The sequence below is a fragment of the Actinoalloteichus caeruleus genome (assembly GCF_049311605.1).
Taxonomy (GTDB): domain Bacteria; phylum Actinomycetota; class Actinomycetes; order Mycobacteriales; family Pseudonocardiaceae; genus Actinoalloteichus_B; species Actinoalloteichus_B caeruleus.
Window position 1 is genome coordinate 3,605,712 of sequence record NZ_CP186005.1, and the last position, 22,173, is coordinate 3,627,884.

Annotated in this window: 17 protein-coding genes and 1 pseudogene; 10 read left to right on the forward strand and 8 right to left on the reverse strand. The window is 72.2% G+C overall.

The window, feature by feature from the left end; all coding sequences use genetic code 11:
- Positions 1–39 precede the first annotated feature (39 nt).
- Complete coding sequence (locus ACOJVX_RS14460; protein WP_245588975.1) at positions 40–870, reverse strand: phosphotransferase enzyme family protein; 831 nt, start codon at positions 868–870, stop codon at positions 40–42.
- A gap of 73 nt (positions 871–943) precedes the next feature.
- On the reverse strand, positions 944–2,260 hold the full coding sequence (locus ACOJVX_RS14465) for a helix-turn-helix domain-containing protein (RefSeq protein WP_418155863.1): 1,317 nt from the start codon (positions 2,258–2,260) through the stop codon (positions 944–946).
- 728 nt (positions 2,261–2,988) lie between these two features.
- Here ACOJVX_RS14465 and fxlM point away from each other — a divergent pair.
- Both fxlM and ACOJVX_RS14475 read left to right on the forward strand, forming a co-directional pair.
- Positions 2,989–4,215 carry a methyltransferase, FxLD system gene (gene fxlM / locus ACOJVX_RS14470; protein ID WP_418155864.1) on the forward strand — a complete coding sequence of 409 codons (1,227 nt, stop codon included), beginning with the start codon at positions 2,989–2,991 and terminating at the stop codon, positions 4,213–4,215.
- 296 nt (positions 4,216–4,511) lie between these two features.
- A complete protein-coding gene (locus tag ACOJVX_RS14475) occupies positions 4,512–4,796 on the forward strand; it encodes a hypothetical protein (RefSeq protein ID WP_422646841.1) in 285 nt (94 codons plus the stop codon).
- A gap of 145 nt (positions 4,797–4,941) precedes the next feature.
- On the opposite strand, the gene ACOJVX_RS14480 is transcribed toward ACOJVX_RS14475, so the two are convergent.
- Both ACOJVX_RS14480 and ACOJVX_RS14485 read right to left on the reverse strand, forming a co-directional pair.
- The gene (locus ACOJVX_RS14480; RefSeq protein WP_030106170.1) at positions 4,942–5,886 is read right to left on the reverse strand and encodes an alpha/beta hydrolase; all 945 of its coding nucleotides are present in this window, start codon (positions 5,884–5,886) and stop codon (positions 4,942–4,944) included.
- A gap of 18 nt (positions 5,887–5,904) precedes the next feature.
- Positions 5,905–6,918 (reverse strand): SDR family NAD(P)-dependent oxidoreductase, encoded by a 1,014-nt coding sequence (locus ACOJVX_RS14485; RefSeq protein ID WP_103056612.1) that lies wholly within the window; start codon positions 6,916–6,918, stop codon positions 5,905–5,907.
- Positions 6,919–7,079: 161 nt separating this feature from the next.
- Between ACOJVX_RS14485 and ACOJVX_RS14490 the strand changes: the two genes are divergently transcribed.
- Positions 7,080–7,787: an NAD(P)-binding protein gene (locus ACOJVX_RS14490; protein WP_337661902.1), complete on the forward strand. Its 708-nt coding sequence runs from the start codon at positions 7,080–7,082 to the stop codon at positions 7,785–7,787.
- Positions 7,788–8,147: 360 nt separating this feature from the next.
- On the opposite strand, the pseudogene ACOJVX_RS14495 reads toward ACOJVX_RS14490, so the two are convergent.
- The 3 genes and pseudogenes from ACOJVX_RS14495 to ACOJVX_RS14505 form a co-directional block, all read right to left on the reverse strand.
- A pseudogene (locus ACOJVX_RS14495) lies at positions 8,148–9,042 on the reverse strand (IS110 family transposase); the annotation flags it as partial.
- A gap of 282 nt (positions 9,043–9,324) precedes the next feature.
- Entirely contained in the window at positions 9,325–10,428 is a 1,104-nt protein-coding gene (locus tag ACOJVX_RS14500) for an HAD-IIIC family phosphatase (protein WP_103056611.1), read from the reverse strand.
- 680 nt (positions 10,429–11,108) lie between these two features.
- Positions 11,109–11,408 (reverse strand): hypothetical protein, encoded by a 300-nt coding sequence (locus ACOJVX_RS14505; RefSeq protein WP_337661901.1) that lies wholly within the window; start codon positions 11,406–11,408, stop codon positions 11,109–11,111.
- A gap of 161 nt (positions 11,409–11,569) precedes the next feature.
- On the opposite strand from ACOJVX_RS14505, the gene ACOJVX_RS14510 reads away from it, so the two are divergent.
- The 7 genes from ACOJVX_RS14510 (at position 11,570) to ACOJVX_RS14540 (ending at position 20,833) form a co-directional block, all read left to right on the forward strand.
- On the forward strand, positions 11,570–13,384 hold the full coding sequence (locus ACOJVX_RS14510; RefSeq protein WP_103056609.1) for a flavin-containing monooxygenase: 1,815 nt from the start codon (positions 11,570–11,572) through the stop codon (positions 13,382–13,384).
- Entirely contained in the window at positions 13,381–14,982 is a 1,602-nt protein-coding gene (locus ACOJVX_RS14515; RefSeq protein ID WP_422646842.1) for a hypothetical protein, read from the forward strand. The genes ACOJVX_RS14510 and ACOJVX_RS14515 overlap by 4 nt, the downstream gene beginning before the upstream one ends.
- A 258-nt stretch (positions 14,983–15,240) precedes the next feature.
- Positions 15,241–15,897: a GntR family transcriptional regulator gene (locus ACOJVX_RS14520; protein ID WP_335334192.1), complete on the forward strand. Its 657-nt coding sequence runs from the start codon at positions 15,241–15,243 to the stop codon at positions 15,895–15,897.
- 111 nt (positions 15,898–16,008) lie between these two features.
- The gene (locus ACOJVX_RS14525; RefSeq protein WP_051314387.1) at positions 16,009–17,373 is read left to right on the forward strand and encodes an MFS transporter; all 1,365 of its coding nucleotides are present in this window, start codon (positions 16,009–16,011) and stop codon (positions 17,371–17,373) included.
- A gap of 8 nt (positions 17,374–17,381) precedes the next feature.
- Entirely contained in the window at positions 17,382–18,305 is a 924-nt protein-coding gene (locus tag ACOJVX_RS14530) for a dihydrodipicolinate synthase family protein (RefSeq protein ID WP_030227248.1), read from the forward strand.
- A gap of 13 nt (positions 18,306–18,318) precedes the next feature.
- Positions 18,319–19,455: a mandelate racemase/muconate lactonizing enzyme family protein gene (locus ACOJVX_RS14535; RefSeq protein ID WP_026420621.1), complete on the forward strand. Its 1,137-nt coding sequence runs from the start codon at positions 18,319–18,321 to the stop codon at positions 19,453–19,455.
- 160 nt (positions 19,456–19,615) lie between these two features.
- Positions 19,616–20,833: a M50 family metallopeptidase gene (locus tag ACOJVX_RS14540; RefSeq protein WP_026420622.1), complete on the forward strand. Its 1,218-nt coding sequence runs from the start codon at positions 19,616–19,618 to the stop codon at positions 20,831–20,833.
- Positions 20,834–21,396: 563 nt separating this feature from the next.
- Here ACOJVX_RS14540 and aztA read toward each other — a convergent pair.
- On the reverse strand, positions 21,397–22,140 hold the full coding sequence (aztA, locus tag ACOJVX_RS14545; protein WP_030106160.1) for a zinc ABC transporter ATP-binding protein AztA: 744 nt from the start codon (positions 22,138–22,140) through the stop codon (positions 21,397–21,399).
- Between the last annotated feature and the right edge of the window lie 33 nt (positions 22,141–22,173).

A 22,173-nucleotide genomic window follows, 5' to 3' on the forward strand; every position in this document is an offset into this window, starting at 1 on the left:
GGTGCCGCGCCCGTTCGGACGGACGGACGGCGTATCAGGTCAGAACGTCGACCACGTCCACGGTCGCTCGACCTTCCCCGTCAGGCACGCCACCCGGTGCCGCGCCTCGGCGGCCGCTTCCGGGCTCGCCCGCGCCTTGCCCAGGACGAACGTCGCCCACCGCAGTTCTCGGATCGTGGCCAGAATGCGGTACCCGGACCACGTGGTCATGTCGTCACCGCCATAGGCCGCCACGAACGCCCGGTACTCGGCGTCGGTGATCCGCGCGAAGTCGGTGTGGTCCACGGCCAGGGAAACCAGGTCCCACTCCGGGGGGCCGACCCCCATCTGGTCGAGGTCCAGCAGCACGGGATCACCGCCTCCCAGGGGAACCACGACGTTGCCCTGCCAGGGGTGACCGTGGATGAGCCGGAGCGGGAGATGGGGCGCCAAGGCCCGGTACTCGACGCGCAGTCGGTCCGCGAGATCGCGCAGCAGGTCCCGATCTCCCTCGGCCAGGAGGGTCTCGCCGTCGAGTGCGGCACGTAGTCCCTCCAGGGGGTCGACGGTGGGAAACACGCCCGCCTCGGGGAGATCCAGGCGGTGGAGCCGCCGCAGCGTCGCGCCGAGTTCGGCCGGAGTGGCGGGGCGGTGCTCGGGTAGCCGCACCCACCAGGTGACAGGTCGACCTCCCACGGACGTGGGCTGTTCGACACCGTCGACGGTGCGGACGACGGGAACGCCGCGATCGGCCAACCAGCGCGAAGCGCGGAGGTGGCGTTCGGCGACGAGGTGGGACCCCGCCGGTCCGATCCGTGCCACCACACCGCCGGCCAACCGGTAGAGGACGTTCATCCCGTCCCGGATCAGCGTCGCGTCCGTGGTCGACACGCCTGCTCGTTCACCCGCTGCTTCCAGCACCGCTCGGGAGTTCCGCGCTGATGGGAGCGGGGCGCCGTTCGCCTCAGTCAGCGGTGGGGTGGGTCAGGAGTTCCACGAGTTCCGCCACCTCCGGTATCGCACGGTGCCGCTGACACGCTCGGACCAGCGTGGCGAGCTCCTCGTCCATCCGCCGCGAGTGCAACATCCTGGCGTCCTCGACAGCGCGCCGGCCGACGAGGGCGGCTTCGAGCGGATCCCCGACCGCCATGTGCAGGGTCGCCAGCCGCGCCCTGGAGAACGCCCGCGAACGCCGGTACACGTCGCTGTGCAGTTGGATCGCGGTTCTCAGCCGGTCCGCCGCCTCCCCCGGCCGGTTAGCGGCGAGAGCGAGCGAGGTCAGCGCCCGCGCACTGCTGCCGGCGTGTTCGGCCTCGTCGTAGTAGACCAGCCAGGGCGGGTCCGCCTCCGGCTGCCGTTCCGCGAAGTGCGCGTCGGCGCGGTCCACCTCCGCTCGGGCTTCATCGTCACGCCCCAGCACCGCCAGCAAGCGGGCGCGGACGTTGCCGATCATGGCTCGTGCGGTGGCCGTCAGCCGGTCAGCTCGCACCTGGGCGAACTCGATCGAGGACAGTGCCTCGTCCACGTTGCCGAGGTAGATGGCCTGACGGGCCAGGTCAGCGAGGGTCGCGGCACGCAGCTCCCAGCAGCCGCCCTGCTCAGCGCACCACAGGCCGAACCGGAAGCACCGGGTCGCGGCGTCGTGGTTCCCGACGTCGAAGGCGGAGAACGCGACGACTCCCGCGAGGTTGCCGACGGCCTCGAAGATCCCCGCACGTACGGCGGTGCTGGCCTGGGCGTCCAGCAGCTGGCTGGCCCACCTCAGGTGCGCCGCGCCCGCTTCCCCAGCCATGCCTCCGCCGTAGAGGTTCTCGCTGGTGGCCAGGGTGCTGGTCATCAGCTTGACCTGCTCGACCTCGGAGCGTCCTATCCGCCGTGGCGGCGGCACGGTCACGGTGAGGGACCCGAGGTGCCCGGCCGGCACCGGGGGCCCGTCGCCTCGTTCGGCCGGTCCACCAGTGTCGCTCATCGCGGACATCGGCGAGCCCGAGGCTGGAAGGAGGGCGTCCGGGGTGCGGCCGGAGGGCGCTCGCCCCGTCCCACCCCGTGACAGGCCCTGCGAGCCGTCGGCCGGATCCTCGCCGAGGAGCGTGGCCAGGTCGTCGAGCGAGACCCCCAGTGCCTTCGCGATCCGGGCCCTCCGCCACGGTTGGGGTGTCAGCGAACCGCGTTCCCAGCGCCCGACAGTGGAGAACTCCACCCCGACCGCCGTGGCCAGCCCTTCCTGGGTGAAGCCCCTCGCCTTACGTCGGGCCGTGAATCCCGCACGCCTGTCGCCCACGCCGCTCACCTCACCCCGGTGGGATCCGGCCGGCGACCGCGGGGAGTGCGCGGCCATGACGTCTTCCGGTCACGGAAATGATTCCCGAAGCCGATCACCCTCTCGAACCCCACCTCGATGGCATTCCCGCACTCACCCGTTGACATTCATCCGACCCTCCTCATTCCGGGACCAGAATAACGGGCCACCGGCCGGGACCGATCCTCGGCCACCGGCCGCACCCGCTCGAACCGCGACCGTTGAGCATGGAGTTTTCGCAGTTCAACGGGGTCGTCGCCTCATCGTCGCCTCATCGTCGCCTCATCGACGCCTGATTGGCGCAACAGGGACGCCATGGCTTCGCCCTGGTTCCGGCTGCTCGACCAGGCCCACTCGAATCGGGTCGATCACGGGTTTCCCCCACGCTCGGCACGGTTGGTCGAATACCGACGGAAGCGGGCGGACAGTCACTCCAAAGAAGGATTCGACGACACGAGGGACACCGATCAACGCAGGTCATCATCGGAATGCCCGCGCCGGTACCCGCTGAACGCACTTGAACTCGACGGCCACTCCCCAGTTGACTGTCGACCACTTCGGCACCGGGAAGCACCTGCCCGAGTACCACCGCCGGCCAGCATCCCGATCGCCAACGCGGACTTACTCGCCCTGGTGGCCCTGCCGAGGAGCCATGACGCCGTGCGGACGCTCCCCCACCATCCCGACGGCCGAGACCACGAGGAGAAGCGTTGGAAACCGACACCACCACCCTGTCGCCGGAGTCGCTGCGCGCGGAGATGGTCGCCAAGGTCCGCGCGGGCGGATGGGCGGAGCGCGGCGAGGTGGAACGGGTACTCCGCGACACGCCCCGCCACCGGTTCCTGCCGGACGCGGACCTGGAACTCGCCTACCACCCGTACCGAGCGGTGGTCACCCACCGGTTCGACAACGGCCGTTCGTTGTCCTGCGCGTCCGCTCCGTGGCTGGTCGCGGGGATGCTCGACCAGCTGGACGTCCAGCCGGGCCACCGCGTCCTGGAGATCGGGGCCGGCACCGGGTACAACGCCTGCCTGCTCGCCCAGTTGACCGGACGCGCCGACCTGGTGACCACGGTGGACATCAACCCGGACGTCGCGGCCAGGGCGTCACGGGCGCTGGCCGACACCGGTTTCGGTGGCGTTCACGTCGTCACTGGTGACGGCGTGTTGGGCTACCCCGAACACGCTCCGTACGACCGGATGATCGCCACGGTCTCGCCGTGGGACCTTCCCGCGCCCTGGTGGCAGCAGCTCGCGCCAGGAGGGCGGCTGGTCGCCCCGCTGCGGTGGCGGGGTCAGGGGCGGAGCGTCGCTTTCACCCGCACCGGTGATCGTCTGGTCTCCGATTCACTGGTCCTGTGCGGATTCGTGTACTTGGTCGGCGACGGTGAGGGAGAGCTCAGTGGCGCCATCACCTCCGACGGGCTGGTCACCCTCCATTGGGACCGCGACCAGGACGTGCGGCCCGACGCGTTGCTGGGTGTGCTCGATCAACCTCGCGTCACCACCTGGTCCGATGTCACCCTCGGCCGGCAGGAGTCCCACGAGGACCTCTGGCTGCGGCTGACCGCCACCGATCCGCGAGCGTGCCGACTCGGGGTCACCGGTGACGTCCCACCCGAGGTGTGCGACCCGGTACCGGGGTACTGGCGGATGGCCCTGGTCGACGACGGCACGCTGGCCTACCTGACCCTCCGCCGCGTCACCATCGCGGACGAGGCGCGCTGCGAGTTGGGCGTCATCGGCCACGGGCCGGCCGCCGCCGAACTGACCGAACACCTGTGCGGCGAGATCCGGGCCTGGGCACCCGACCGGCACCGGCACTCCCCGACGTTGACCGTCCACCCGGCCGGCGCCCCGGACAGCGAGCTGGCGGGCACCGCCATCGACAAGACGCACAGCAGGTTCGTCCTCACCTACGACGATCCACCCCGGTGAGGTGCCGGATGGTCTTCGCGTCGACCTCCTGCCCTTCTCCGTCCGCGCCCACGCGCCCGGCCGTGAACCGCCTCCCGCGCGGGCGCGGAGGAGATGACCAGGCACGGCGGTGACGGCGGGTGGGACTCGTCGCGGACGGCCTCGTCGGCCTGGTCCCCTGACCGCACGTGGCACTGGCTCGACGCCGTGCCGCGCGCGCTCATCCGCCCCGCTGATGGTCTCGCGGTGGACTCCCTGACGTGCCCGGGCATCCGGCTGCTCGCGACGACGCATCCCCTCCAGGTGGTACCCGTGCCGTGCGACGTCGACGGCGCGCACCTCGACGCGAGGGAGCGGATGCGCCGGGAGCGCAGGGCGCGCGCACCCGGGGTCGTGCTTCGGCGTGGTTGCCGCTGTCCCCGGGGGGCCGCGACGGCGAGAACGCCCACCTGGTGGCGCGACGCGGGGTGCTGGTGTCGACGGCCGACGCGTTCTCGACCGCCACCCTTGCGCCCGACGCCCTCCGGCTCGCCCTCGGGGCGCCGCCGTGGACCGACCTGGTGGCCGCGCCGGCCGTGGTCCGGGGGACGGTCGCAGGGTAGGCCGGCATTCGCTGTTGACGGCTCGATCCGGTCCTGCCGGAGCGGCGGCCGGTCGGCGAGGGCCCCGGACCCCGGGTGGTGGTCGTCGGCGACCCGGTGGATGGGTATCACGCCTTTTCGTGGCCGTGCTCCCCCGGGGCGCCCGTCATCGGAGCGCGCCGGCCCCCGTGCGGTGCAGGCGCTGGTCGAGCCACGTTCGGGCCTCCGCCAGGAACTCCCGGGCGATGCGGGTCTCCGCTGCCCACGACTCGAATCCGTGGGGCGCGCCCCGAACGACGTGCGTGGTGGTGTCGACCCCGGCCGCCCGCAGCCGCCGCGCGTACACCCGGTTCTCGGTGTGGAAGAGGTCGACGTCCCCGACACCGATCCAGGTGGCAGGTAGTCCACGCAGGTCCGCCCGCCGGGCGGGTACGGCTCCTGGCGGGACGTCGGGTGCGCCGGGTTCGACGCCGAGGTAAGAACGCCAGCCGAAGCGGTTCAGCCGGTTGTCCCAGACCGCGTGGCGGAGGGAGTCGAGGTGGCGCCGCGCGGCCGTCCGGTCGTCGAGCATGGGGCACAGCAACCACTGGGCGGCGGGGCGTCCCTGGTCGAGGTCGTGGAGTCGCTGGACCAGCGCGGCGGCGAGTCCGCCCCCGGCGCTCTGCCCTCCGACGGCGATCCTGGCCGTGTCGACGCCGAGCTCGTCGGCGTGGTCACGCACCCAGGTCCAGGCGGCGTGGCAGTCGTCGAGGGCCGCCGGGTGGCGGTGCTCGGGGGCGAGGCGGTACTCGGCGGCGACGACGGTGATGCCCAGGTCCCTGGCGGTCTCCGCGCAGAACCGGTCGTCCTGTGCCGCCGAACCGATCACCAGCCCACCGCCGTGGATCCACAGCAGGGCGGCGTCCGAGCGGACCTGGTGGGGGCGGTGGACGCGGACGCCGGGGGCCGCGTCGGCCGGTCGTCGCGGGCTGGTGCCCGCTACCTCCGGGGGTGCGGGCAGGGTGGCGCCCGCCGCGCGGACCAGCCGGCGGGCCCACCGCTGGCGTAACGGCAGCCGGGGCATGCGGCGGACGTGGGAGCGGAGTTCCGGGGCGATGGAGGAGAGGTCCACGGCGGCATCCTGCCAGGTCTACTGCGCGGACCAGCCGCCGTCGGAGGGCAGTACCACTCCGTTGACGTTCGCGCCGTCCTCGCTGAGCAGGAAGGTGATGGGGGCGGCGAGCCGCGCGGGGAGGGCGACCGGCGGCATGGAGCGCAGCAGGTCGTGGATGCGGTGGGCGCCGAACTCGGACTGGTTGACGGGTGGCGCCATTCCGGTGGCCACGCCACCGGGGGCGACGGCGTTGACGCGGATGCCGTGAGGGCCGTACATGACGGCGCAGCTGCGGGTGAGCCCGACGACGGCGTGTTTGGAGGCGGTGTAGGCGACGCCGGCGGTGGAGCCGCGCAGGGCCGCTTCGGAGGCCACGTTGACGATGCTGCCCGCGCCGGCCCGGAGCATCGCGGGGATGACGGCGCGGACGAGGTTGAGGGTGCCGTCGACGTTGACGTCGAAGCAGCGGCGCCAGGTGTCGTCCGTGACCTCGTGCGCCGGGGAGAAGTCGTCGAGCACGCCGGCGACGTTGGCCAGGCCGTCGATCCGGGTGCCGGCGGCGTCGACGACCCGGTCGACGTCGGTGCGGTCGGTGATGTCGGCGACGACGGTGTGGAGCCGGTCGGAGGCGGCCTCGGCGGCGAGGGTCTCCAGGCCGCCGCCGGCGATGTCCACGGCCACGACCCGCCCGCCCTCGGCGAGGACGCGGGCCGCCGTGGCCCGGCCGATGCCGGAGGCGGCGCCGGTCACGATGACGGTCCTGCCGTCGAAGCGGCTGGACGCGGCGTGCGGGGTCCCGCCGGCAGGGCCGGGCGGCGGGGTGGGTTCCCCACCGGCCCTGGTGACGAGGTCGTCCACCGCGTCCTGCGGCAGGCGGCCCCGGCTCAGGGCGACGAGGTGGCCGAGCGGGATCTGCCGGACGGCCGCCAGGGCGTCCTCGTCCACTCCCCCCTGGCTGAGCAGGTCTCTGAGCAGGGGCCCGCCCACGGGGTGGGTGAGCCACTGGCCGACCGGGGTGTCGGCGGTCAGCACAGGGGTTGGGTCGCTCATTCGTCGGCCTCCCGGCGGTCGAGGTGTCGTGGTGAGCTGGTGGTGGAACGGTCGAGAACGGACGAACCGCGCACCGCCCACCATTAAATCACTCGCTTGACTTAATGGGTGGGGATGGGTTTCCTGGATCCCAGTGGTGATCACCGCGACGAAAGGCACGCATGTCCACCTCCGGCACCCCGACCATCCCGGACGAGCTGGGCTTCGATCCCGACGCCCTCCGCGCGAAGTACCGCGAGGAACGGGACCGCCGCCTCCGCACGGACGGCAGGCTCCACCACCAGCGGCCGGAGGGCCGCTTCGGCTACTACGCGGAGGACCCCTACGCGGAACCCGAGCCCCCCAGGTCCCCCCTCACCGACCAGGTGGACGTGGTGGTCGTCGGCGGCGGCTTCGGCGGACTGCTGGCGGCCAGCCGGCTCCGCCAGGTAGGCGTCGAGCGGATCCGCGTGATCGAGAAGGGCGGTGACTTCGGCGGGACGTGGTACTGGAACCGCTACCCGGGCATCCACTGCGACATCGAGTCCTACGTGTACCTGCCCCTGTTGGAGGAGATCGGGACCGTCCCCGAGTGGAAGTACTCGCCGGGAGCGGAGATCCTCCGCCACGCCCAGGACATCGCCCGGACGTACGACCTCTACCGGGACGCCTGCTTCCGCACCGCCGTCCGGGAACTCCGGTGGGACGAGCGGGCCGAGGAGTGGGTCGTGGGGACCGACCGCGAGGACCGCATCCGGGCTCGGCACGTGGTCGTCTCCAGCGGAACGCTCGACCAGCCGAAGCTGCCCGGCATCCCCGGCATCCCCGGCATCGACACGAGAACGTGCGGCGCCCTAATAACGAGGCTCTGTGGCCTTCCCTGCGATTGAGCCGATCACGATCCCAGCGATCCGCACGACTCCGGTCTTGATGCCAGAGCTCCCAGGCTCCCGAGAAGCAAGGTGTAGGCGGTGCGGACGGGCTCGAGCCACGAGCGACATCCTTGATCAGCAGGCGTGACCGCGGCCCGGACAGGTATGGTCCGCCGGTCTCAATGAAGGACTCCAGGTCCATGGTCAGGACAAGGCGTCCCGTCCGGGCCACCACCGGTCGTGTTCCGCCGCAGCACGGTCTTAGCTGGCAGGCTCCAGGCCCCAGGTATCGCCAGGCGTCGGCGGAACACGAACTGGAGAGCGAGCCCGAACCGAGCAGAAATCATGATCACCTTCGGGCTCGTTCGCGTGTTATTTGGTCAGGACCCCGGCAAGAGGGTGCGCATCAAGGAACCCTTCGACCTCGGTGGCCAGCCGCGCGCGGCGCCGCAAGGACGGTCTTCAGGCTGCCGGCCAGCCGGGGCAGCACGGTGTCCACGGCAGCGGCACCGGGAACGGTGACGGTTTGCGCGTCCAGCACGTCCAGCGGGTCCAGCGCGTCCAGCGCGTCCCGCGGGTCCAGCGGGTCCAGCGGGTCCAGCGGGTCCAGCGGGTCCAGGATCGCGGGGCCCAGCCTGTCCCCCAGGCGAGGGGCGTGGGCCTGGGCGATGGTGACGAGCGTGCGTCGTCCGGCCTGGCTGATACCGGTGGGGCCGCCGCGACGAGAGAGGATCTCCAGCACCGCCATGTGACTGATCCTCGGGCTGATCACGAGTTCGCGAGCGGGGTGGAAACCGGTGAGTGGGCCACGGATACGATTGGCCACGCGGGTGGCCTCCCGGCCAGGTCGTCGTCGAACCTGACCAGCACCGCCAGCTCGGCCAGGGTGTCGTCACCGATGTCGACCAGGCGCGGCGTGTGAGGCGGTGAGCGGGCGGCATCGGCGATGATGAAAACGTCCCCCGCATCGGTCGTGGCCCGCCCGGGGTCGAGGTCGGTGATGCGGCGGGTGGCCAGGCCGGGCGGGGAGGTGACCTGGTGGCCGCGCGCTTGGGGGACGGTGACGGGGAGCGCGCCGATCGTGGCGGGCTGGTCGACCACGACCAGCAGCGGTCCGTTGGCGGCGAGTGTGTCGAACAGGGCCCCGGAGTCGGGGTTCGATGTTGGGTAGTGGCCGGTCGTGCAGCCGTTGACCGGTGGGGCCCAGCCCCACGGCGTGGTGGGAGGTCTTCCCGACGTCGAGACCGAGGAACACGCCGACGTTGCTGGTCATGCGGGTTCCGTCGTTCGTTGTGGATGCTCACCGGTCGAGCGCCGGCACCCCGTGACGACAAGACCTACCATGGTGGTCGTGTCCCCTGTCAGCGGTCCTCGGTGCCACCAGGTCTGCTGACACCACCCCCGGATCATGGATTCGGCTGGGGCGTGAGTCATGCGGGACGTGGTGACCACAGCGTACCGGGCCATGGCGGACCTCCCACCGCCGGTGCGGGTACCGGAGCAGGTGCACACCGACGGCCGGGCGGTGCTGGTCATCGCGTACTGGCCGACCCGCTCACCAGAGCGGAGTAACCGCCTCACCCGGGCGGTGCGCCAGATCGGGAGCGGTGAGCCGGAGTGTGTCGGGAGATTCGCGCCGCGCGGCCCGCAGGTGCAGTTGGCGAACGCCCTCGGTCGCCGACGGGCCGATCTCCGCTCGGCAAGCGCAATCCTGGTTGTCGAAACCCGCGAAGCGGTAGGCGACCTCCATCATGCGGTTCCGCTCGGTGCGCCGGAAATCGGCGACTAGGTGCGCCCCGTTCTGGGCGGCCTGGTCCTCGATCCAGTTGAGGATCACGCCGCCCACACCGAATGAGACCACTCGACAGGAGGTAGCAAGCAGTTTCAGGTGCCAGGCGGTGAGATGGCGTTCCAGTAGCACGACGCTGATCGCCCCGTGGGTACCGAAACGGTCGCTGAGGGTGGCCACCAGCACGTCGTGGTTCTCGTCGTCGAGCAGGTCGCGCAGGGACTCGTCCGAGTAGTGGACTCCGGTGGCGTTCATCTGGCTGGTGCGCAGGGTCAGCTCCTCGACGCGGCTAAGCTCGCTCTCGGTGGCCCGGCACAGCCGGAGGTCGAGGTCGAGGGTGCGCAGGAATTCCACGTCAGGCCCGGCGAACTCGGAACGTTCTGCCTCCCGGCGGAACTGGGCCTGGACCATCGCTCGCCGCCGTGCGGAGTCCACGGTGGTCGACCTCGGGGTGAACTCGGACAGCGCGGGGAAGCTGGTTGCCTCCTCGGCGGGGTAGCACCGGACGTCGGGCAGGTGGAAGGCGACCTCGGCGCGTTCAGTTGGCTGGTCGTCGACGAAGGCGATGGTGTGGTGGGCGAAGTTCAGCCGCTCCGCGATCGACCGCACCGACCGCGACTTGGGCCCCCAACCGATCACGGCGAGGACGAAATACTCGGCGATACCGAGCCGCTCCAGTCGTGCCCACGCGTGGTCGTGGTCGTTCTTGCTGGCGACCGCTTGGAGGATCCCCCGTGCGTCGAGTGCCTGGACCACCTCGAGGATCTCACCGCTGACGGAGACATCCCCGTCCTCCAGCAGGATGCCCCGCCACAGCGTGTTGTCCAGGTCCCAGACCAGGCACTTGACCGTGGTGCCGTTCTCGCTCACCGGTCGTCCTTCCGCCGCGGGGAGGTGCACGTCCCGGCTCCACGTCGAGACGTGGAGCCGGGGCCAGTGTCGCTGAACCAGCCGGCGTCCTCCAGGGCCTTCGGCCATGCCTCATGCCCTGGCCGCGCGGCCGGTCCCATCCAGTCCGATCCTGGTACCGCGACGCCGGGGGTCTTCTTCGCCGCCCTGCCCGCGCGAGCCCCGTGACCGTCAGGGTGGCCTGGCCCTCCCGTGCCCCGCCGCCCCTCGAGCGGTACGGCGACCGTCGTCCGTTCCGACGTCGCGCTGGGCTCGGCCGGTGGATGGTGGGATCACGGGCCCTGGTGGCTGAAGTTCAGGCGGGGGTCCGGCCAGAAGAAGACCGTGCTGAGGACCGAGATGCCTCCAACGAGGGGTCAGCCCCCGCAGCAGGGACGGGTGGGAACCGCCGCCGGCCCCGGCCGCAGCGCAGCCCCGATCGTGGCGCAGCCCCGATCGTGGCGCCCACTGCGTGAGGACGACCACGGCCCAGTCGATCGGACGAGTCCCCGGCGGCGCGACGACGGTGATCACGGCGAGGGAGTTGACCCGGTGAACAGCAGGATATTCACAGCGGTGGCCGGCTGGAGGGTCTCGCGGGTCAGCACGCTCACCAGGACCACGCTGTACATGCCGAGTACGAACCGCGAGGACGACGGCGGTCAGCCGGCAGGAGGACAGCCCGCCGGGCCCTCAGTGTTCTCCCGTTCACCCTCTACCGGCGGGCAGGCGCGGCGACGCGCGCCGGCCCTGGTGACGAGGTCGTCCACCGCGTCCTGCGGCAGGCGGCCCCGGCTCAGGGCGACGAGGTGGCCGAGCGGGATCTGCCGGACGGCCGCCAGGGCGTCCTCGTCCACTCCCCCCTGGCTGAGCAGGTCTCTGAGCAGGGGCCCGCCCACGGGGTGGGTGAGCCACTGGCCGACCGGGGTGTCGGCGGTCAGCACAGGGGTTGGGTCGCTCATTCGTCGGCCTCCCGGCGGTCGAGGTGTCGTGGTGAGCTGGTGGTGGAACGGTCGAGAACGGACGAACCGCGCACCGCCCACCATTAAATCACTCGCTTGACTTAATGGGTGGGGATGGGTTTCCTGGATCCCAGTGGTGATCACCGCGACGAAAGGCACGCATGTCCACCTCCGGCACCCCGACCATCCCGGACGAGCTGGGCTTCGATCCCGACGCCCTCCGCGCGAAGTACCGCGAGGAACGGGACCGCCGCCTCCGCACGGACGGCAGGCTCCACCACCAGCGGCCGGAGGGCCGCTTCGGCTACTACGCGGAGGACCCCTACGCGGAACCCGAGCCCCCCAGGTCCCCCCTCACCGACCAGGTGGACGTGGTGGTCGTCGGCGGCGGCTTCGGCGGACTGCTGGCGGCCAGCCGGCTCCGCCAGGTAGGCGTCGAGCGGATCCGCGTGATCGAGAAGGGCGGTGACTTCGGCGGGACGTGGTACTGGAACCGCTACCCGGGCATCCACTGCGACATCGAGTCCTACGTGTACCTGCCCCTGTTGGAGGAGATCGGGACCGTCCCCGAGTGGAAGTACTCGCCGGGAGCGGAGATCCTCCGCCACGCCCAGGACATCGCCCGGACGTACGACCTCTACCGGGACGCCTGCTTCCGCACCGCCGTCCGGGAACTCCGGTGGGACGAGCGGGCCGAGGAGTGGGTCGTGGGGACCGACCGCGAGGACCGCATCCGGGCTCGGCACGTGGTCGTCTCCAGCGGAACGCTCGACCAGCCGAAGCTGCCCGGCATCCCCGGCATCGACACCTTCCGGGGCCACACCTTCCACACCAGCAGGTGGGACTACGACTACACCGGTGGCAGCGCCGACGGCGGCCTGGTCGGCCTCGCCGACAAGCGCGTCGCCCTCATCGGCACCGGCGCCACCGCCATCCAGGTGGTCCCCCACCTGGGACGCGACGCCCGGCACCTGTACGTCTTCCAACGAACCCCGTCCTCGGTGGACACGCGGGGGAACCGCCGCACCGACCCCGACTGGGCGCGGACGCTCGCCCCAGGCTGGCAGCGGCGACGCCGGGACAACTTCCTCGCGGTGGTCAGCGGGGAACGCGTCGAGGAGGACCTGGTCGGCGACGGGTGGACCTCCAGCGCGCGGCTCCTCCAGAAGCTGATCCCCACCAACGCGCGCACCGGCCTCTCCCCGGAGGAACGCGAGGCGGTGGACGAGATCGCCGACTTCCAGAAGATGAACGAGATCCGGGCCCGCGTGGCGGCCGAGATCGACGACCCGACGACGGCCGAGGCGCTCAAACCCTGGTACCGGTACCTGTGCAAGCGGCCGACGTTCAGCGACGAGTACCTGGCGACCTTCAACAGGGAGAACGTCACCCTGGTCGACACCGCCGACCACGGCGGGGTGGAACGGCTCACCGAGTCCGGGGTAGTGGTCGGCGACCGCGAGTACGAGGTCGACTGCGTCGTCTTCGCCACCGGTTTCGAGGTGGGGATGTCCGACGTGCTGCGCGGCCGGCTGCCCGTGCACGGGAGGGACGGGCTGGCCCTGCTGGAGTACTGGCGCGAGGGTCCGCGCACCCTGCACGGCTTCTACAGCCACGGGTTCCCGAACCTCTTCCACCTCGGTCCGCTCCAGAACGCCTCCTCGGTCAACTTCGTGCACGTCCTCGACGAGCAGGCCACCCATATCGCCGAGGTGGTGGCGGAGGCCCGTCGACGGGGTGTCGTCGTCGTGGAACCGACCGCCGAGGCCGAGGCCGCCTGGGTCGACGGCCTCAGGAGGAACGCCCCCGACCAGTTCCGGTTCCAGTCCGAGTGCACCCCCGGCTACTACAACAACGAGGGCCGCCCACGCCCCCGAGGCGAGACCTACGCCGACGGGCCGGTCGCCTTCCACCGCCTGCTCCGCCGGTGGCGGGACGAGGGCGGCATGGACGACGTGCTGGCGGTCTCCCCGTGACCGGGGCTCCGGGGGCGAGCAGGTACGGCACCCCACGCGACCCGGTGGGCGGCGCACGCTGGGACGTGCGGCGGCTCGCCGGGCCGAACCGGCTGTGGGGCTCCAACGGGGTGACGTTCGGCCCGGACGGCCGGTTGTACGTGGCGCAGTTCCTGGCCGGCGTCATCAGCGCGGTCGACCTCGCCTCGGGTGAGGTCGACACGGTCGTTCCCGCCGGCGGTCCGATCCAGTCGCCGGACGACCTCGCGTTCGGGCCGGACGGTTCCCTCTACGTCACCGACCTCGTACCGGGCCGGGTGTGGCGCCGGAGCCCGGAGGGGGAGTACGCGCTCGTCGCCGACGACGTCGTCCTGCCCAACGGGATCGCCGTCGTGGGCGACCGGCTGTTCGTCAACGAGATGCGCCCGGGCGGCAGGCTGCTGGAGCTGTTCCCCACCGGCGGTGCACCCGTGGTGCTGGCCGACGACCTGGCCATGGGCAACGCGATGCAGCTCGGCCCGGACGGGTGCCTGTACTACCCGCACATGCTCAGCGGCGAGGTGTTCCGGGTCCCCGTCGACGGTGGCGGCCCGGAACTCGTGGCGGAGGACGTGGACAACCCGGTGGCGGTGCGGTTCGACCCGGCCGGGGACCTGCTCGTCCTGTCGATGGGCGCGGCCGGCGTCGTCACCCGCGTCAGCGGGTGGGGAGCCGGTGAACGCTCGGTGGTGCCCAGTGGCATCGTCGGGTTGGACAACGCCGCCTTCGACGGCGAGGGCCGCATGTACGTGTCCAGTTACGCGAGCGGCGGCATCGCCGAGTTGCGGCCCGACGGCCGGTCACGGGAGATCGTGCCCCGTGGGTTGGACGGGCCGTTCGGCGTCACCGTCGACCTGGGCGGCCGGGTGCACCTCGGGGACCACTACCGGCTGGCGTCGGTCGAGGACGAGGGGGCGGTGACCACCCGGGAGCTGCTGCCGTTCACCCACGGCCTGACCTGCGACGCGCGGGGCCTGCTCCACCTGACCTCCGAGTTCGGCGAACTGCGGACCCACGACCCCGCCACCGGCTCGTCGCGGACGCGGGTCGAAGGGTTGGACGCCCCGGTGGGGCTGGCCGCGCGGGCCGACGGGGCCGTCCTCGTCGCCGAGTCCGGACGCGGCCGGGTGGTGGTCATCGACGAGCGGGACACCGTCGCCGTGCTCGTGGCGGGACTGGAGCGGCCCGTGGACGTCGCCGTCGACGGGCGGGGGCGCTGCTACGTCACCGACGAGGCCACCGGCGTCCTGCACCGCGTCGACGACGGTGTCGCGGTGCCCGTGGCCGAGGGACTGGACCTGCCGCAGGGTCTCGCGGTGCGCGGTGACGACCTGCTGGTGGTGGAGGTCGGCCGGCGACGGCTCATCGCGGTCGACCCGGACACGGGGGAGGTCGCGGTGGAGGTGGCGGACCTGGCCGTGGGCGCGCCGCCCGGTTCCGCCCGCACGCCGCCGGCGCTGGCAGCCGCCGGGATGCCGGGGGTTCCCCGGCCCTTCGCCGGTCTCGCCGTCGGCCCGGACGGGGCCGTCTACCTGGCGGCCAACGGGGAGGGCGGGGTGCTGAAACTCGTCGCGCGGTGACCCGCGAAGCCGGGGCGGTGCGACGAAGGGCGGTCGGGACCGCCGGCACTCGGTGCGTCCCCTCGGGGGCTGGGCTGGGCGGCGGGGTGCGTTGTTCCGCCGCCCGGTTTCGCCGCCCACCGGCCGGCTGAGGGGTTCACCAACCCCTCAGCGCCGACCGAACGCGGGGATCACTCCAAGAAAAGCGCTGGTAGAACCCCTTGACCGGGCGATCATATCTCATATACTACCCGCCATGACGATCGAGGACGGCCGCCGGTGACCGCGCGGAGACCCGAGATGATCCCGTCGCGCACGGAGCACGTGCTCGGCGTCATCAAGTCGGCCATCCTCGACGGCAGCCTCACACCGGGCACCGCGTTGGTCGAGCAGGAACTGGCCGAACGGCTGGGCGTCTCCAAGACACCGGTCCGCGAGGCGCTCAAGACACTGCACGGCTCCGGTCTGGTCGTCCTCAGCCCCTACCGGGGCGCCACGGTGGCGAGGATGTCCCACGCCGACGCGGTGGCCGTCTACGACATGCGACTGCTGCTCGAACCCGAGGCGGTGCGCCGCTCCGTCCTCGCCGGCGGCGACCTCTCCGAGGCCGCGGCGGCCCTGGAACGGGCTCGGACCGCCGCCGGCGACGCCGAACGCAGCATCGCCAACCGCGACTTCCACCGGGGGCTCTACGCCCGGTGCGGCAACCCCCTGCTCGTCACGACGCTCGACGGACTGCGAGACCAGACCGCGCTGGTGTCGGTGTCGGCCTGGGCGCGGCGGTCCTCCTGGGAGTCCGAAGCGGAGGAGCACGCGGCGATCCTCGACGCGGCCACCCGTGGCGACGCGGCCACGGCGGCCGAACTGACCGCCCGGCACATCCAGGACTTCGTCGACGCACTGCCCCGGGAGGAGGGTGGTCTCCAACCACGCTGACCACACACCACGCGGTGTGGCCCGTCCACTGCCAGGTTTCCGGGCCACACCGTCAGGAGTCACGCGTTCCGCACGACGGGGAACGCGACATCGCCACTCAGAGGAGCAACGATGCTTCATGGTGACACACCGTCGCCGGCGGCCGCCAACCGCGAGCCCGCCGCGCGTCGGCGCAGCAACATGCGATGGACGATCGTCGGGTTCTCCGCGCTCGGCCTGACCATCGCCTACCTCGACCGGTCGGCGTTGAGCGTCGCCCTCCCGTTCATCTCCCGCGAGTTCGAGATCAGTCCCGCGATCCAGGGTGTGCTGCTGTCGTCCTTCTTCTGGACCTACGCGCTCTTCCAGATCCCCTCGGGCTGGTTGCTCGACCGCCTCGGCCCCCGCCTGGTGTACCCGATCGCGGTGGGCTGGTGGTCGATCTGGACCGCGCTGACCGCCGTCGCCCAGGGGGCGGCCAGCATCATCGTCTTCCGGCTCGGACTCGGCATCGGCGAGGCCCCGGTGCAGCCGGCGAACGTCACCGTCGTGTCGAAGTGGTTCCCCCGACGGGAACGGGCGTTCGCCTCGAGCATCTTCGACATGGGCCAGCAGATCGGGGTGGCGCTGTCGGTGCCGGTCGTCACCGGTCTGGCCGTCGTCGCCGGCTGGCGGGCCGTCTTCGTGGTCATCGGTGGCGTGGGCGCCCTGTGGATCCTCGGCTGGTTGAAGGTGTACCGGTCCCCCGAGGACCATCCGAGGGTCAACGCCGCCGAGCTCGCGCACATCCGCTCCGACCAGGCCGAGATGGTTCCCGACCATGCCGAGCGGGCGGCGGCGCCCTGGACCGACCTGCTGCGCGACGGGCAGGTGTGGGCGCTGACCTTCGGTTACGTCTTCCGCTCGCTGGCCGGCGCGTTCTTCCTCACCTGGTACCCCAGCTACCTGCTCCAGGACAGGGGGCTCTCGGAGGCCGAGTTCGGTCTCGTGGGAGCGATCCCTCCGCTGGTGGCGGTCGGCGCCACCGTCCTCGGTGGGGTGGTGTCGGACCGGATGCTCGCCAGCGGCATGTCGACGAACCTGGCGCGCAAGCTCCCGATCATCACCGGGCTGGCGCTGAGCGCCTGCATCGCCTTCACCCCGTTCGTGGAGAGCACGGCGGCCGTGATGGCCCTGCTGACCCTGAGCAACGCGGCTCACTCGTTCGCCGGCGCCGCGATCCTCAGCCTGCCGTCGGAGGTCGCGCCGTCCCCGGACGTCGTGGGATCCATCGCCGGCTTCCAGAACTTCGGTTCCCAGCTGGGCAACATCATCAGCCCGATCGCCATCGGCTTCTTCCTGGCGGTGTCCAACAACTCCTACCTCGGCCCAATGATCTTCGCGGGCGTCAGCAGCCTGGTGAGCGCCCTCATCTACGGCCTGTGCGTCCGCATCAAACCCGTCATGACCTTCGACCAGGGCGACTCCCGCCCGGCCGCTCCGGAAGCGACCCCGTGAGGACGACCATGCACCCCCAGGACCTGACCGACCGCCTCGCGACCGTCGTCGCCATCCCCATCACCCCCTTCGACGGCGAGGGCGAGGTGGACTGGCCCCTGCTCGCCACGTTGACCCGACGCCTGGTGGACCACGGGATCACGGCCCTCACCGTCAACGGCAACACCGGCGAGTTCTACGCGCTGAGCCCGGCGGAACGGCGGCGCGCGGTGGAGGTGACCGTGGAGGCGGCCGGCGACCGGGCCACCGTCGTGGCCGGGGTGGGCTTCGACCTGCGCACCGCCCGCGAGGACGCCCGGCACGCCCGGGACGCCGGGGCGGACGCCGTCATGGTGCACGAACCGGCCCACCCCTACCTCTCCCCCACCGGCTGGGCCGGGTACAACGCCGCCGTCGCCTCGGCGGTGCCCGAGATCGGCGTGCTGCCCTACGTCCGCAGCCCGAGGATCACCGGGGAGGCGATCAGGTCCCTGGCCGAGGGGGCGCCGAACCTGGTCGGGCTGAAGTACTCGGTGCCGGACCCGGCGCACTTCGCGGGCACCCTCGCCGACGTCGGCCGGGACGACCTGTTGTGGATCGCCGGTCTCGCCGAACCGTACGCGCCCGCCTACTGGCAGGCGGGCGCCCGGGCCTTCACCTCGGGCCTGGTCAACGTGTCGCCGGCGGTGTCGTTGGCGATGTTGGCCGGCCTGCGCGCCGGTGACGCCGCGTCGGTCGCCGCGCAGTGGCGTCGCATCCGCCGGTTCGAGGAGCTGCGGTCCCGGGACGGGTCGGCCGACAACGTCTCGGTCGTGAAGGAGGCCATGGCCCAGGCGGGGCTGTGCCGCCGCGACGTGCGGCCACCGAGCCGCCAGCTCCCCGAGGACGTCGCGGCCGCCGTCACCAGCGCGGTCGCGGACTGGCCGGGCCTGACCAGCGGCGACGCCGCCTGAGAGAGGGGACGTCATGCGCGTCACGACGCTCGACACCTACATGCAGCGGGTCGGTGACCGGCCCCGCCTGCTCGTCCGCATCGGTACCGACGCCGGGATCCACGGCTGGGCCGAGACGTACAACCACGGCCCGGACCACGCCTTCCCGCCGCTGCTCGACTACCTGTTCGACCAGATCCGGGGCGTGGACCCGCGCCGGACGTCCTACGTCAACGAGCTGCTGTTGCAGTCATCCCGGTTCCCGCCCGGCGCGCTGGGTCTCGCGGCGATCGCGGCCATCGACCACGCCCTGTGGGACATCGCGGGCAAGGCCGCCGGGCTGCCGGTGTACCAGTTGCTGGGCGGCGCCGTGCGGGACCGGGTCCGGGTGTACGCCGGCCTGTACTCGGCACCGGACCTGCCCGAGCTGCGTGAGCGCACCGCGGAGGCCCACGAGCGGTACGGGGTGACGGCCTTCAAGCTCAGCCCGTACCGCGCGGACATCCACACCAACAGGTGGGGGGTGGTGTGCCGGGAGCTGGGCGAGTACTTCGGACAGGTCAGGGAGTCCCACCCCGACCAGTGGGAGTTCGCGTTCGACGCGCACGCGTGCGTGTGGGAGCCGGCGCGGGCGGAGCGGCTGGCGGCGGCGCTCGCCCCGAACGACCCGCTGTTCCTGGAGGAACCCCTGCGCCCGGAACACATCCCCGCGTGGGCTCGGTTGCGGTCGCGCATGTCGGTTCCGCTCGCGACCGGGGAGTCGCTGTACACGCCGCACGAGTTCCTCGCCCTGTGCGCCGCGCAGGGAGTCGACATCGCCCAGCCGGACATCTGCGTCGTGGGTGGGCTGACCCAGATGCGCAAGATCGCGGCGATCACCGAGGCGCACTACGTGCCGTTGGCGCCGCACAACCCGATGGGCCCGTTGGCCACCGCCGCGAACGTGCACTTCGCGGCGGCGACGCCGAACTTCTCCGTCCTGGAGTACAAACCGGACGAGGTGCGGTGGTGCCCGGACCCGTACGTCCCGGTCGACGGGCACCTGGAGCTCCGCCCGGACCGCCCCGGCTGGGGAGTGGAGATCGACGAGGAGGCGCTGCTGCGGGACGACCACGTGCACTGGGTCCGCCGGGTGCCGAACCGCCCGGACGGGTCCACCGCCTACATGTGAGGCGTGCCGGCGCGGGTCGGGTGTGGCCGCGCCCGGCCCGCCCGAGGGGCGAGCGGCGCGGTGGCGGTCTCCGACGGCGCCGGGCGTCGCACGGGCGGATCGGGGCGGTGCTCGGTACGATCCCGGAGGTCGCGCCGCTCCAGGTCAGGAGGGCCCTCGGGTGCTCGCGTACGTTCTCGGCGTCGTGTTGTTCGTCCTGTGCTTCTGGTTCTCCGTCTCCCTGCACGAAGCGGGTCACATGTGGACCGCTCGCGCCTTCGGGATGCGGGTTCGCCGGTACTTCGTCGGTTTCGGGCCGACGATCTTCTCGTTCCGACGGGGTCACACCCAGTACGGCCTGAAGGCGATCCCCCTGGGGGGTTTCTGCGAGATCGCCGGGATGACCTCGCTCGACGAGGTCACCCCGGAGGAGGCCCCCCGCGCGATGTGGCGGTTCCCCGTCTGGAAGCGGACGGTGGTGATGGCCGCCGGTTCGGTCATGCAGTTCGGCCTCGGTTTCCTGATCCTCTACCTGATGGCCACGACGATGGGCCTTCCGAACGTCGCCGGCGTTCCCCAGGTGGAGTCCGTCGCCTCCTGCGTGCGGGACGCGACGACCCCGGAAGAAGTCAGCGACCCCCGCTGCGAGGCTGGTGACGCCGCGCCCGCCCGGGAGGCGGGCCTCCGCCCCGGTGACCGGATCGTCTCGGTGGACGGAGTCACGACCCTCACCTACGCGGAGGTCATGGTCGCGGTCCAGGGCTCGTCCGGTCCGACCCGGTTGGAGGTCGAACGCGACGGCGGGACGCGGCCCGTGACGGTGGACGTGCGCCAGGTCGAGCGGCCGGTGGCGGTGCCGGGGGAAGCGGAGCCGGAGATCCGGACGACGGGCACGATCGGCGTCTCCTTCGTCCGCCAGTTCGAGTACGGGCCGGTGGCCGCCATCCCGGGTACCGCCGCGTTCACCGGTGACATGGTGGTGCAGACCTTCCACCGGCTCGTCGAGTTCCCCCAGCGGATCCCGGCGGTGGTGTCGGCGATCTTCGGGGATGAGCGGGACCCGGAGACGCCGATCAGCGTGGTCGGGGCCAGCCGCATCGGCGGGGAGGCCGTCCAGCACGGCCTGTGGCCGTTGTTCCTGATCCTGTTGGCGAGCCTGAACTTCTTCATGGGTGTCTTCAACCTGCTGCCGCTGCTGCCGCTGGACGGCGGCCACATCGCCGTCGGCTGGTACGAGCGGGTCCGGGACGTGGTGCGCGGGCTTCGAGGCAGGGCGGCCGGGGGTCCCGTCGACTACAACCGGCTGACCGGGGTGACTCTGGTGCTGGTCCTGATCGGCGCCGTGGTGATGGTGTTGACCGTCACGGCCGACATCGTCAACCCCGTCCGGTTGTTCTGACTTCGGCGGGGCCGGGGACGTCGGCACGGCGGTTGGTGGCGGGCCGGCCGCCGGGGAACGCGGTGGGCGGTGCCGGTGGCGACGTCGGGTACCTCGGGGAGTCGGTGACCGGGCTGGCGCCAGGGGTCCGAGGGGCGGGCGGCACCGGAGCGGTGTCGGGTTCGGTCGGGCGGGAGCGGGTGGGGCGGTCCCCGTGGCACCGGCGGTCGGACGTGGGCGCACGCCGGCGGCTCCTCCGCGCGACGTCGGAGAACCGGTCCCGCCCCGGGGGCCGTCACGCCCCCCGCCCCCCGCCGATCGCGGTCGACGCTGGCGGGCGGTGCCGTGGTGGTCCCCCAGCGCCGCGTCCTCCCTCCCGGCGCCCCCGCTCGCCGCGCCCGTCGGGCCGGGGACGCCCGCCGCCGTCCCGGGTTCCCGGGGCCGACGGCGCCGGCATGCGCTCCCCATGCGCGGTGGGGAGTGCCGGGACTCCACGGACGGGAACCCGCGACGCGGACCGGGTGGGAGGCCGGTGGCGCGGCCGGGCGGGCACCGGTTCGACCGACCGCGATGCCGCGTCGTCCTCAGCCGGCGGGGGTGCCCCGGCGGGCGGCGGGCCGCCCGGGGGTGGGCACGTTCCAGGCCAGGCTGATGGTGTCGGCGTCGAGCACGGTGGCCGGGTCGCCCTGCGCCATCACCCGGCCCTCGCGCAGCAGGACGCAGTGGTCGGCCTCGCGGGCGGCCTCGAGGTCGTGGGTGACCCGCACGACCGTCGTCCCCCGGTCCCGCGCCCCGCGCAGCGCCTCGTCGATGAGGGACCGCGCGCTCAGGTCGAGGCCGGCGGCGGGTTCGTCCAACAGCAGCAGGTCGGCCTGCTGGGCGAGTCCCTGGGCGACCAGGGCGCGCTGCCGTTGGCCGCCCGAGACCGCGCCGAGCTGCCGCTCGGCGAGGTCGGAGATGCCGAGTTCGGCGAGGCAGTCGTCGATGACGGCCCGGTCGGCTCGGGTGAGGCGGCGCCACGGGCCCCGGTGCGCCCACCGCCCCATCGCGACGGTGGCACGCACGGTGATGGGCAACGCGTCCGAGACCTCGCTGCGCTGCGGCACGTAGGCGGGTGGGCGCGGGCCCAGGCCCAGGATGGTGCCCGAGGTGGCCGGCAGGGTGCCGGCGATCACGTTGAGCAGCGACGACTTGCCCGCGCCGTTGGGTCCCAGGATGGCGGTCACTCGTCGGTGGGGAATCTCGGCCGTGACCTGGTCGAGCACTCGAACGGGGCCGTACCCGGCCGAGACCTCACGGACTGTGATCCCTGGCACTGAATCGCTCATGGCACCCCTTCCCGGTTTGATGAAAATGGTTAT